The organism is Gordonia amarae NBRC 15530, assembly GCF_000241345.1.
GTDB classification, from domain to species: domain Bacteria; phylum Actinomycetota; class Actinomycetes; order Mycobacteriales; family Mycobacteriaceae; genus Gordonia; species Gordonia amarae.
Map to the genome: position 1 here is coordinate 75316 of NZ_BAED01000054.1, position 11845 is coordinate 87160.

Annotated in this window: 12 protein-coding genes and 1 pseudogene; 8 read left to right on the forward strand and 5 right to left on the reverse strand. The window is 68.5% G+C overall.

Annotated features, from left to right (window positions below; genetic code table 11):
- Positions 1-5: 5 nt before the first annotated feature.
- Complete coding sequence (locus tag GOAMR_RS15485; RefSeq protein WP_244427429.1) at positions 6-611, reverse strand: TetR/AcrR family transcriptional regulator; 606 nt, start codon at positions 609-611, stop codon at positions 6-8.
- Between the two features lie 114 nt (positions 612-725).
- Here GOAMR_RS15485 and GOAMR_RS25905 point away from each other — a divergent pair.
- Together GOAMR_RS25905 and GOAMR_RS24250 are read left to right on the forward strand one after the other, a co-directional pair.
- Positions 726-833, forward strand: a pseudogene (locus GOAMR_RS25905) (PaaI family thioesterase); the annotation flags it as partial.
- A gap of 8 nt (positions 834-841) precedes the next feature.
- Positions 842-1072 carry a DUF1272 domain-containing protein gene (locus GOAMR_RS24250; protein ID WP_244427430.1) on the forward strand — a complete coding sequence of 77 codons (231 nt, stop codon included), beginning with the start codon at positions 842-844 and terminating at the stop codon, positions 1070-1072.
- A 4-nt stretch (positions 1073-1076) separates the two neighbouring features.
- Here GOAMR_RS24250 and GOAMR_RS15490 read toward each other — a convergent pair whose 3' ends face one another.
- Complete coding sequence (locus GOAMR_RS15490) at positions 1077-1862, reverse strand: ABC transporter ATP-binding protein (protein WP_005189782.1); 786 nt, start codon at positions 1860-1862, stop codon at positions 1077-1079.
- 10 nt (positions 1863-1872) lie between these two features.
- Positions 1873-2631, reverse strand: a complete 759-nt coding sequence (locus GOAMR_RS15495) for a hypothetical protein (protein ID WP_005189783.1) — start codon at positions 2629-2631, stop codon at positions 1873-1875.
- Positions 2632-2736: 105 nt separating this feature from the next.
- On the opposite strand from GOAMR_RS15495, the gene GOAMR_RS15500 reads away from it, so the two are divergent.
- Together GOAMR_RS15500 and GOAMR_RS15505 are read left to right on the forward strand one after the other, a co-directional pair.
- On the forward strand, positions 2737-3432 hold the full coding sequence (locus tag GOAMR_RS15500) for an enoyl-CoA hydratase/isomerase family protein (RefSeq protein ID WP_005189784.1): 696 nt from the start codon (positions 2737-2739) through the stop codon (positions 3430-3432).
- Positions 3429-4592: an amidohydrolase gene (locus tag GOAMR_RS15505; protein ID WP_040515471.1), complete on the forward strand. Its 1164-nt coding sequence runs from the start codon at positions 3429-3431 to the stop codon at positions 4590-4592. The genes GOAMR_RS15500 and GOAMR_RS15505 overlap by 4 nt, the downstream gene beginning before the upstream one ends.
- 7 nt (positions 4593-4599) lie before the next feature.
- On the opposite strand, the gene GOAMR_RS15510 is transcribed toward GOAMR_RS15505, so the two are convergent.
- Positions 4600-5076 carry a gamma-glutamylcyclotransferase family protein gene (locus GOAMR_RS15510; protein WP_005189786.1) on the reverse strand — a complete coding sequence of 159 codons (477 nt, stop codon included), beginning with the start codon at positions 5074-5076 and terminating at the stop codon, positions 4600-4602.
- A 178-nt stretch (positions 5077-5254) separates the two neighbouring features.
- Here GOAMR_RS15510 and GOAMR_RS15515 point away from each other — a divergent pair, with 178 nt between their 5' ends.
- The 3 genes from GOAMR_RS15515 to GOAMR_RS15525 all read left to right on the forward strand — a co-directional run bounded on the left by GOAMR_RS15515 (position 5255) and on the right by GOAMR_RS15525 (position 8096).
- On the forward strand, positions 5255-6022 hold the full coding sequence (locus GOAMR_RS15515) for a DNA alkylation repair protein (RefSeq protein ID WP_005189787.1): 768 nt from the start codon (positions 5255-5257) through the stop codon (positions 6020-6022).
- A 129-nt stretch (positions 6023-6151) separates the two neighbouring features.
- Positions 6152-7555 carry an NAD(P)H-quinone dehydrogenase gene (locus tag GOAMR_RS15520; RefSeq protein WP_005189789.1) on the forward strand — a complete coding sequence of 468 codons (1404 nt, stop codon included), beginning with the start codon at positions 6152-6154 and terminating at the stop codon, positions 7553-7555.
- Between the two features lie 112 nt (positions 7556-7667).
- A complete protein-coding gene (locus GOAMR_RS15525; RefSeq protein WP_040515472.1) occupies positions 7668-8096 on the forward strand; it encodes a hypothetical protein in 429 nt (142 codons plus the stop codon).
- 172 nt (positions 8097-8268) lie between these two features.
- On the opposite strand, the gene glpK is transcribed toward GOAMR_RS15525, so the two are convergent.
- Complete coding sequence (gene glpK, locus GOAMR_RS15530) at positions 8269-9756, reverse strand: glycerol kinase GlpK (RefSeq protein WP_040515473.1); 1488 nt, start codon at positions 9754-9756, stop codon at positions 8269-8271.
- A gap of 193 nt (positions 9757-9949) precedes the next feature.
- Between glpK and GOAMR_RS15535 the strand changes: the two genes are divergently transcribed.
- Positions 9950-11692, forward strand: coding sequence for a glycerol-3-phosphate dehydrogenase/oxidase (locus GOAMR_RS15535; protein ID WP_005189794.1), 1743 nt, complete (start codon positions 9950-9952; stop codon positions 11690-11692).
- The last annotated feature ends 153 nt before the right edge of the window (positions 11693-11845 follow it).

The window sequence follows — 11845 nt, forward strand, 5'->3', positions numbered from 1 at the left end:
GAAGGTTATTGGTGGAGGAGCCCTTCTGCGAGGAGGGTGAGTTGGTGGGCGATCGGGGTGGGGTTGCCCTGGTGGGCGCCGATGTACATGCCGGCCTCGTTGATGGCGCCGAGCAGCAGTTGTGCGGCGAGGATCGGGTCGATACCGGGGCGGAGGTGACCGTCGTCGGCGCAACGTCGCAGGATGTCTGCGATCAGGGTCAGGGACCGGCCGCCGTCGAGGGAGCGCCAGCGTGACCAGCCCAGCGCGGACGGTGCTTCGACGAACACGATCCGGGTGGTGCGGTCGTCGGCGGCAAGGGAGTCGAGCACGGCGGGTCCCAGTGCTGTGAGCTGCGCCCGGGCTGGTGCGACAGCGGACAGCCGGGCGACGACCCGATCGACCAGTTGCCCCTCGATGTCGCTGAACACCGCTTCCATCACCTCGGTCATGTTCGCGAAGTGGTGGTAGAGAGCGCCGCGGGTCACTCCGGCCGCCGCGCACAGCCCGGTGGTGGTGACGGCTGAGAACCCCTCGTCGCAGAACAGGCGGGTGGCGACGTCGAGGAGCCGACGGCGGGTGGCGAGCGCCTGGCTTTGCCGGAGCGTCGGCACGGGTACGTCTGGTGGCACGCCCCTGAATCTACCTTGACATACACACCGCATGTGACATTCACTGTGTATGTGAAATCTTCCGATCTTGGTTCGCCGTCCAACGGCACCGAACTCATGCGGGCATTTCTGCCCGGACGGGTGCTGCGGCGGGGCCGGACGCTCACCGCGTGTGAGGCCGAAATCCGCACCGAATCGGGAAGGCTGGTGGCCAAGGCGCTGGGCAACTACAAGGTGGGCTGATGCTGACGATGAAGACGAGCTGCGAACTATGCTCCGCGGCACTGGAACCGGACGGAGCGGCGTGGATCTGCTCCTACGAATGCACCTACTGCGAGGACTGCGCGCAACGCGTCGGTACCTGCCCGAACTGTGCGGGCGAGTTGGTGCCACGGCCCCGCCGCACCACGGGCGCGGCGGCCATAGCGACGCGCTTGCCGGCCCGGGCCGCCAGGAGTATCACGCGAAGGCTGTCACGATAACTCGCTACGTGGCGACCGCCGACCAGCGGCCATTGGTGCGGCGCACGTCGACGGGGTGGTCGAAGCAGGTGCTGATCGTCGCCGAGGTGAGGGCCTCGTCGACGGTCCCGGCAGCGACCGTCTTGCCGTCGCGCAGCAACAGGGCGTGACTGGTGCTGGCGGGCAGGTCCTCCAGGTGATGGGTCACCAGAACCGTTGCGAGCGTGGGTACTTCACGACGAAGCTGGTCGATGCCTGCCAGCAGCTTCTCGCGGGCGGCCAGGTCGAGGCCGGTGGCCGGTTCATCGAGCAACAGGAGCGGTGGTTGCGGCATCAGTGCCCGGGCGATCAGGGTGCGGCCCCTCTCGCCCTGACTCATGAACGGCCACAACGATTCCCGGCGCTCGGCCATGCCGAGCATCGTGAGCAGGGCGTCGGCGTGGGCGTGTTCGGCATCGGTGTAGTCGTGCCGGTTGTCGAGTTCGGGGGTGTTGGTCAGCCCGGTGAGCACCACCTCGTGCGCCGACAGCGGGATATCGATGCGCCAGCGCGGGTCGACATGCCCGATGTGGGTGCGCAGTGAACGCATGTCGACCCGGCCGAGCCGGTGGCCGAGGACGTCGACGGTGCCGCGAGTGGGAAACCCGCGTGCCCCCAGCATCGTCATCAACGTCGACTTGCCGGCGCCGTTCGGGCCGAGCAGTGCCCAGTGCTCCCCGGGCAGTACCCGCATGCTGACATCGTCGAGCAGCAGGCGGCCGCTGCGCACCACGTCGAGTCCGGCGGCGTCGAGGACAGGTTCTTGTGTCATCGTCGTTCTCCTACTGCGACCAGTACGCGACGGCGGGCTCGTCGCCGATGGTGTTGCCGTTCTGTCGGATCACCAGACCCGAAGGGCTGACGATGTATTCGAACGATCCCGACCGCGCGAAGTAGTACTTGCCCTCCTGGGTGGGGAAGTCGATGTGCTTGAGATTCCCGTCGGCGACGCCCTTGTAGTAGAGCCCACCACGCTCGCCGACCCGGCAGATGATCACCCGTGAGCGGTTGGTCGCCAGGATGGCGAGCGCCGGATCGGTCGCGCCGTCGCAGCGGGGGCCGGCGGTGAAACCCTGCCAGTCGGTGTCGGGCACGGTCGGATCCGGACGGTCGGTATCGGTCGTAGGCGGCGGTGTGGTGACGGTTCCGGGAGGCGGGGTGACGGTCACGGTTTCTTGGCCGGTGCCGCTCTGCTGCGGGGGCGGGCTACTCGGCGACTGCGTGACGGTGTGCGTCGTGGTGCTCGGGCCCGGGGATGCGTCGGGGTCGTCGTCGCCGGACGGCAGGAGCAGGAACGCCGCCAGGATGCCGCCGACCACCAGCAGCACGCCCGCGGCCGCCGCAACCAGGACGACCGGCGACGACCAGGGGGACCGCTCGGGTGGCGGATAGCCGCCGGACGGGTAGCCCTGCGGAAAGCCCCCGCCCAGTTGCCCCCCGCTCTGATGCCCCCCGCCCTGTTGCCAGTAGTAGGGCGACTGATCGCCCTGGTAACCCGGGTAGTCGTTGCCCTGCTGGTCTCCTGGTCCGCCGGTTGTCATGTCCCGATTATGTCTGCCGCCCCGACAGGCCCGCATTCGCCTGCCGTGACGGTGAATCAGCGGACTCGTCAAGGAGCCGCATACGCCGGGCGATATTGTCTGTGCATGCCTTTCCTGAATGCCGACGGCGACATCTACGAGCTCTACCTGGGTACCGAGGGAGTCGAGCTCGACCCGGACAACCCGGAGAACCGATTCGGGCTCGACTGGGTCGAGACCGTGTCCGGTCTGCTCGACGAGGCCGCAGCAAACGCCAAGGGCCTGGTGATCACCGCGACGGGCAAGTTCTTCACCAACGGGCTCGACACCGACTACATCGCCGCCAACTATGCGCAGCTGCCCGCCTACCTCGACACGGTCCACGCGCTGTACACCAAGCTGCTGACCCTGCCGGTGCACACCGTGTCGGCGATCAACGGTCACGCTTTCGGCGCGGGCGCGATGCTGGCGCTGTGCACCGACTACAGCGTGATGCGTGACGACCGGGGCTTCTGGTCGCTGCCCGAGGCCGCGCTGTCGATGCCGTTCACCCAGGGCATGGCCGCGCTGGTGCGGACCCGACTGAGCGACGCCGCCGCCACCGAGGCGATGCTGACCAGCCGCCGCTACGGCGCGCACGACGCGGCCGCGGCGGGGATCGTCGGCGAGGCCGTGCCGGTGGATCAGCTGGTCGAGCGGGCGCGGGCGGTGGCCGCCGAACGTCAGCACATCACCGGACCCAACATCGGCGCGATCAAGGAGGGGCTGCGTGCGCCGCTGCTCGCCGATCTGGCCGTGACCACCCCGGCCACAGTGTTGTGAGCCGGCCGTCGGCGGTGATCGACGGCTGGCTCGCCGCCAACCGTGAGAAGCTGGTCGCCTGGCGGCGGCAGATCCACGCCCATCCCGAACTGTCGCGGCAGGAGGTGGCCACCACCGATCTGGTGATGGCCGAACTGACCGCGCTCGGTTTGAAGCCGCGGCGGCTACCGCTCGGCACCGGTGCGGTGTGTGATCTGGGGCCGGAGTCCGACACGCGGATCGCGCTGCGCGCCGACATGGATGCGCTGCCGATCACCGAACACACCGGTCTGCCGTTCAGTTCCACCGTCGACGCCGTGTCCCATGCGTGCGGGCACGACGCGCACACCGCGATCCTGCTGGCCACCGGCGCGCTGCTGGCCGGTGTCGAGGACCTGCCGGTCGGGGTGCGGCTGATCTTCCAGGCCGCCGAAGAGGTGATGCCGGGTGGTGCGCTCGACGCGATCGACGCCGGGGTGCTGCAGGGGGTGAGCCGCATCTTCGCCCTGCACTGCGATCCCCGGCTGCCCGTCGGGTCGGTGGGCCTGCGGGCCGGTGCGCTGACCTCGGCCGCCGACCACGTCGACGTCACCTTCCACTCCAAGGGTGGGCACACGTCGCGGCCGCATCTGACCGCCGACCTGATCTACGCGATCGGCACCGTCATCACAGGGCTGCCCGGGGTGCTGTCCCGGCGGGTGGACCCGCGGTCGGGCACCATCATGGCGTGGGGCTCGGTGCATTCGGGCAGCGCCCCCAACGCGATCCCGCAGGAAGGACGCCTGCGCGGCACCGTCCGCACCGGTGACCGGGATATCTGGGTGGAGCTGGAACCGTTGGTGCGCAGCATCATCGGTGAACTCGTCGCACCGCTGGGGGTGCAGTACGACCTCAACTATTTCCGTGGGGTGCCGCCGGTGGTGAACGACGATGTGTCTATCGCGATGCTGTCGACGGCGGTGAGCGCGGTGGGTCCGAACGCGGTGGCCGACACCCCGCAGTCACCGGGCGGTGAGGACTTCTCCTGGTATCTCGAACACGTGCCGGGCGCGATGGGCAGACTCGGCGTGTGGGACGGGCTGGGGCCGCAGGTCGACCTGCACAGCCCCAACTTCCGCATCGACGAGCGCGCCCTCGATGTCGGGGTGCGGACGCTTGCCGGGGTCGTGCTCGGGGTGTGAGCCGGGTCTAGAGCTCGCCGGACCCCGGACCGACGTTGCGTGACTCACGCAGCCTCAGGTCCTGCACGTATCCGGCGGGTGCGCCCGCGATCTCGGCCGCTTCGGCCATCACACCGAGGTACCGCGCCGACGGCAGACCGCCCTCGAACGCGTCCATCACGTACAGCCACGCCAGGACGGGGCCGTCGGCGGTGTCGACCCGGGCCCTGATCTTACGGTGGATGCCCAGTTCGGAACCCTCCCACCGGTCGAGGGTCCGCTCGTCCTCGTCGGTGACGTCGTAGAGCACGACGAACACCCGGGACGCCGGGCTTTCACGGTCCTCGGCGACGGTCGCGAGGGAGCCTTCCCAGCCGATGTCGCCGCCGGCGAAGGTGAGCCGCCAGCCGTTGAGCCAGCCCGTCCCCGACATGGGGGAATGCGGGGCGCGTTCTGCCATCTGCTCGGGGTGCATATTCGACCCGTACGCCGCGTAAGTCGGCACGTCGTCCTCTCTGCCCACGCCCTGACGACACCCAGGGTCCGGGTCTTCATCCTGCCTCGGACCGCGCAACGGTGGTCCGCCGAGTAATCCTAGTGGCCTCTGGCGGATACGTGTCGGATAAGGGTTGTGATCTGCGACGGTGGCCGGCCGGACCCGGCGACGTTCTACAGTCGGTGCCATGGTCCCGTCGACGCCGCAGGTGCCCGAACAGACCGCGCGGGCGGTGATGGTGGCGCTGGAACGGATCGCCTCACCCGAGCGCGCCCAGAGCAGCGCCCGGTTCTTCAAGACGGGCCCCGGTGAGTACGGCGAGGGCGACACCTTCATCGGTGTGACGGTTCCCGCTCAGCGCACGGTGCTGCGTTCCTTCCGGAATCTGCCGCTCACCGAACTCACGACGCTGGTCGACTCACCGGTCCACGAACATCGGCTGAGCGCGATGATCGGGGCCGTCGACAGGTTCCGCCGCGCCCGGGACGACGGCGAGCGGGAGACCATCGCGGACTGGTATCTCGATGCCGCGCGGCGGGGCCGGGTCAACAACTGGGACATCGTCGATGTCTCGGCGGGCCCGGTCCTCGGCGGATGGCTGTACGACCGGCCGCGCGAGGTGTTGTTCGCGCTGGCCCGCAGCGACGGCCACGGCCTGAACGATCTGTGGCTGCGCCGGATCGCGATCATCGCCACCCAGGAATTCATCGGCCGGGGCGATGCGTCGACGACGCTCGAACTCGCGCCGATCTACCTCGACTACCCGGACGACCTGCTGCAGAAGGCCACCGGCTGGATGCTGCGCGAGGTGGGCAAGCGTGTCGACCGGGACCTGCTGACCGGATTTCTCGACGAGTACGCGGCCCGGATGCCGCGCACGATGCTCGGCTACGCGATCGAGCACCTGACCGTTGACCGACGCCGTCATTACCGTTCGCTGAAGAACGAGCGGTGAGGGTGCCGGTTCGGTCGCACGCACCCGGCCCGACCACTAAGTTGGTATCCGGAGCCCAGCCGACTCTCAGCCCTACCCGGACCCCGTCGTCCGGGTGAGAAAGATATCGGCCAGAACAGGAGTGACGACGTGACCAATATCGTGATCATCGGTGGGGGACCGGCCGGCTACGAGGCGGCGCTGGCCGCGGCGGCGTACGGCGCCGACATCACCGTGATCGATTCCGACGGTATCGGTGGCGCCTGCGTGCTCTGGGACTGTGTCCCGTCCAAGACCTTCATCGCCTCCACCGGTATCCGCACCGAGATCCGCCGCGCCGCCGACCTCGGCATCAGCCTGGAGACCGACCACACCACGGTGGCTCTGTCTCAGATCCATCAGCGCGTCCGGGATCTGGCCTTCGCGCAGTCCGCCGACATCCGGTCGCGGCTGATCAGCGAGGGCGTCCGGCTGGTCTCGGGCACCGCGAAGCTCGAACCGACGCAGACCGGGGTGCGCTCGCACAAGGTCATCGCCACCTTGGCCGACGGAACCACGGAAACCTATGCGGGCGAGGTGATCCTGATCGCCACCGGCGCCTCGCCCCGGATCCTGCCCGACGCGCAGCCCGACGACGAGCGGATCCTCACCTGGCGGCAGCTCTACGACCTGGAGGAACTGCCCGAGCACCTGATCGTCATCGGTTCGGGTGTCACCGGCGCCGAGTTCGTGCACGCCTACACCGAATTGGGTGTGAAGGTCACCCTGGTGTCCAGCCGCGACCGGGTGCTGCCGCATGAGGACGAGGACGCCGCCCTGGTCCTGGAGGACGTCCTCGCCGAGCGCGGCGTCACGCTCATCAAGCACGGTCGCGCGGATAAGGTTGTCCGCGATGGTGATTCGGTCACCGTGTATCTGGCTGACGGTCAGCAGGTGGTGGGCTCGCATGTGCTGATGACAGTCGGTTCGGTGCCCAACACACAGACCCTCGGGCTCGAGGAAGCGGGTATCGAGACCGCCCGTGGTGGCTACATCACAGTCGACCGGGTCTCGCGCACCTCGGTGCCCGGGGTGTACGCGGCCGGTGACTGCACCGGACTGTTCCCGCTCGCCTCGGTCGCCGCGATGCAGGGCCGCATCGCGATGTATCACGCGCTCGGTGAGGGCGTCAGCCCCATCAAGCTGAAAACCGTTGCGTCGGCTATCTTCACGCGGCCGGAGATCGCCAGCGTCGGCGTATCGCAGAAGGCTATCGACGCCGGTGAGTATCCGGCCCGTACCGTGATGCTGCCGTTGGCCACCAACGCGCGCGCCAAGATGAGCGGTCTGCGGCGCGGTTTCGTCAAGATCTTCTGCCGCCCCGCCACCGGCGTGGTCATCGGTGGTGTCGCGGTGGCGCCCAACGCTTCCGAGCTGATCCTGCCGATAGCCCTCGCGGTGCAGAACAAGCTCACGGTGAGCGATCTGGCGCAGACCTTCTCGGTGTACCCGTCGCTGTCGGGTTCCATCACCGAGGCGGCCCGGCAGTTGGTCCGTCACGACGACCTGGACTGACCTGTCGCGGTCTGATCCGGTGGACCTGGCTGACGCTGCGCAAAGTTCCTCACTAAACTGATGACTTCGGACCCTACCTCAGGGTGTGGAACCATTGGTTCGGGGAGGACCTGTGAACAGAATCGATCACCTCGGTGAGCGTGTGAGCATGTTGCTCGACAGGATCGCCGACGCCGACGTGGCCGCGTGCACCAACCTGCTGATCATCACGGTCATCGACGGGACCGGCGTCGACGACCTGGCAGAGGTCCGGGACATGCTGGGCCAGTGGCGAACCCACGGCGCCCTGCCCACAGGCCTGCGCATCGAACTCGACGCCGCCCGCATCCGCGCCGAGTTCACCGCCCATACCTGCCGCCAGAACAATGATCCCGACGGCCAGCACACGGCCTTCGCCCGTGCCCGCGCCCTCGACTGCCTCCTGCGCGCCACCATGCCGGGCCTGTCGCGCGAGGCGTTCACCGACGTCGTGTACGAGGCGGCCGCCGCGATCGGCAAGGATGCCGTGATCGCGGCCCTCGCGGAGTACGCCCCCGGCTGAGCGTTGCTGTTGATGGTGGAAACCGGGACCACCGGCAAGGTCACGCGGCCCTCGCTCGTTCCTCGCCTCGGCCTCGGGGATCACGATGCTGGTCGCGCTGGGTGGGGTTGGGTTTTCTCGTGTCGGCGTCGGGGGCGAGATGGCTGGTCGCCGGTGGTCGGGTCGGCTGTGGCTACGCGAGGTTGAGGCTGTGTTCGACGGCGCGGTTCCAGCCGGCGTAGAGATCTTCGCGCCGGGCGGTGGGCATGTTGGGCTGCCAGCGTGCGCCCTCGGCCCAGTTGGCGCGGATGTCGTCCTGGCTGTCCCAGTAGCCGACGGCCAGGCCGGCGGCGTAGGCGGCGCCGAGGGCGGTGGTCTCGTTGACGACAGGGCGCACCACGGGGACGTCGAGGATGTCGGACTGGAACTGCATCAGCAGGTCGTTGACGACCATGCCGCCGTCCACCTTCAGCGTCGACAGGGTGACGCCGGAGTCGGCCTGCATCGCCTCGATGACCTCGCGGGTCTGGTAGGCACTGGCCTCCAGCGCGGCCCGGGCCAGGTGGCCCTTGTTGATGAAGCGCGTCAGGCCGACGATCACACCGCGGGCGTCGGGACGCCAGCGGGGGGCGAACAGGCCGGAGAACGCGGGCACGAAGTAGGCGCCACCGTTGTCGTCGACCGTGGCCGCGAGTTTCTCGACGTCGGCGGCGTGCGGGAACAGGCCCAGGTTGTCGCGTAGCCACTGCACCAGCGAACCGGTGACCGCGATCGAGCCTTCGAGGGCGTAGCGGGCGTCGTCGTCACCGATCTGGTAACACACGGTGGTGAGCAGGCCGTGCAAGCTGAACACCGGCACCACGCCGGTGTTCATGAGCAGGAAATTGCCTGTGCCATAAGTGTTCTTGGCTTCGCCGGGGTCGAGGCAGGCCTGCCCGAACATGGCGGCCTGCTGGTCGCCGAGGATGCCGGCGAGCGGCACGTCGGGCAGGGGTCCCTTGTCGCGCATCGGGCCGTACACCTGCGACGAGCTCCGGATCTCCGGCAGCAGCGACATGGGGATGCCCATGTCGGCGCAGATCTCCGGATCCCATTGCAGCGTGCGGATATCCATCAACATGGTGCGGGAGGCATTGGTGACATCGGTGATGTGGTGACCGCCGTCGGGGCCGCCGGTGAGGTTCCATGCCAGCCACGAATCCATGGTGCCGAAACACAGTTCGCCTGCCTCGCCGCGAGCCCTGAGGTCGGGGTGTTCTTCGAGGAGCCAGGCGATCTTGGGGCCGGAGAAGTAGGTGGACAGCGGCAGCCCGGTGCGGTCCCTGTACCGGTCGACGCTCGCGTCGCCGGCCAGCCGTTCGCACAGCGCACCGGTGCGGGTGTCCTGCCAGACGATGGCGTTGTGCACCGGCTCGCCCGTGGCCCGGTCCCAGAGGAGTGTGGTCTCGCGCTGATTGGTCAGTCCGCAGGCGACGATATGGTCGGACCTCAGGTCGGCCGAGGCCAGCGCGGCCGCGGTCACCCTGCGCGTGTTGCGCCAGATCTCGGCGGCATCGTGCTCCACCCAGCCGGCCCTGGGGAAGATCTGCCGGTGTTCGAGCTGTTCGCGGCTGATCACCGCCCCCGACCGGTCGAACACCATCGCCCGGGTCGAGGTTGTCCCCTGATCGATGGCCATCACATACGTGTCCGCTTGGCTACCCACGCCGGACAGTGTTACACGCCCCGCCAAGAGTCGGGTCCGTTTGGTCCGGCGGCCACAGCACCGCAGTTTCGCACGCGATGCCGGTAACAGGGGCCGATTGGTGCCGGCGGCCGCCGGCGATGGTGTCGCGGGCTGTGCGGTTCGTCGGGTTCGATTACGCTCGGCAACCATGAGTGAGGAGTTCAATCCGGACCGCCCCGCCGATATGGGACCGCTGTACCGCCAGGAGGCGTGGCGACGGCTCGGATCGGAACAATTCGACGTCGTCGTCGTCGGTGGCGGCGTCGTGGGTGTCGGCGCGGCACTCGACGCGGCCACCCGCGGCCTGCGGGTGGCGCTCGTGGAGGCCCGCGACATCGCCTCCGGCACGTCGAGCCGGTCATCGAAGATGTTCCACGGCGGCCTCCGCTACCTGGAACAGCTCGAATTCGGTTTGGTTCGTGAGGCTTTGAAGGAAAGGGAACTGTCGCTGAGCACGCTGGCGCCGCACCTGGTCAAGCCGTTGCCGTTCCTGTACCCGCTCACCAACCGTGTGTGGGAACGGCCCTACGTGGCCTCGGGCATCTTCCTCTACGACCGCATGGGCGGCGCCAAATCCGTTCCGGGACAAAAGCACGTCACCCGATCCGGTGCGCTGCGGGTGGCTCCCGCGCTCAAGCGAAGCTCGCTCATCGGCGGGATCCGCTACTACGACACCGTTGTCGACGACGCCCGGCACAGCCTCACCGTGGCCCGCACCGCCGCCCACTACGGCGCGGTCATCCGCACCTCGACGCAGGTGGTCGGGTTCCTGAAAGAGTCCGATCGGGTGCTCGGAGTTCGCGTGCGCGACACCGAAACCGGCGACATCACCGAGGTCCGCGGCCACTGCGTGATCAACGCCGCCGGCGTGTGGACCGACGAGGTGCAGGCGCTGAGCAAGCAGCGCGGGCACTTCAAGGTCCGCGCCTCCAAAGGCGTGCACATCGTGGTGCCCCGCGACCGCATCGTCAGCGAGACCGCGATCATCCTGCGCACCGTCAACTCGGTGCTGTTCGTCATCCCGTGGGAGACGCACTGGATCATCGGCACCACCGACACCGACTGGAACCTCGACCTCGCCCACCCGGCGGCCACCCGCGCCGACATCGACTACATCCTCGAACGGGTTAACGAGGTACTGGTCACCCAGCTCACCCACGACGACATCGAGGGTGTGTACGCCGGTCTGCGGCCGCTCCTGGCCGGTGAGGATGACCAGACGTCCAAACTGTCCCGCGAACACGCCGTCGCCGTGGTCACGCCGGGCCTCGTGGCGATCGCCGGCGGCAAGTACACCACCTACCGGGTGATGGCCGCCGACGCCGTCGACGCCTGCAACGACTACATCCCCACCCGGGTGGCGCGCTCGATCACCGAACGGGTGCCGCTGCTCGGCGCCGACGGCTACTTCGCGCTGGTCAACCAGTGCGACCACCTGGGGCAGCGCTTCAACCTGCACCCGTACCGGATCCGGCGGCTGCTCAACCGGTACGGCTCTCTCATCGATGATGTGCTGGTGTACGCCGACGACGATCCGGGTCTGCTCAAGCCGCTGGCCGCCGCACCGCAGTATCTGCGCGTGGAGGTGGTGTACGCCGCGCTCAACGAGGCCGCGCTGCACCTGGAGGACGTGCTGGCCCGGCGCACCCGGATCTCCATCGAGTACGCACACCGCGGCGTCGACTGCGCGCAGGAGGTCGCGGACCTGATGGCTCCCGTTCTCGGCTGGTCCGCCGAGCAGGTGGCGTTCGAGGTGGACACCTATCGGGCGCGGGTGGAGGCCGAGATCGCCTCCCAGCGGGAACCCGACGACGCCTCGGCCGACGCCCTGCGCGCCTCGGCCCCCGAGGCGCGCGGCGAGATCCTGGAGCCGGTTCCGGTCCCCGACTGACCTGAACCACCGGGTTTCTGGGTCGAAAGTCCCCTTGAGCTGCGAGAATCCCCCATCTATAGGAGTCGAGGGGATACGATGGGCGCTGTGAGTTGGTCCGGCCCACCGGCCGGACCGGCCGTTATCGTCGCTCACGGCCGCGGGTGTCCGGAC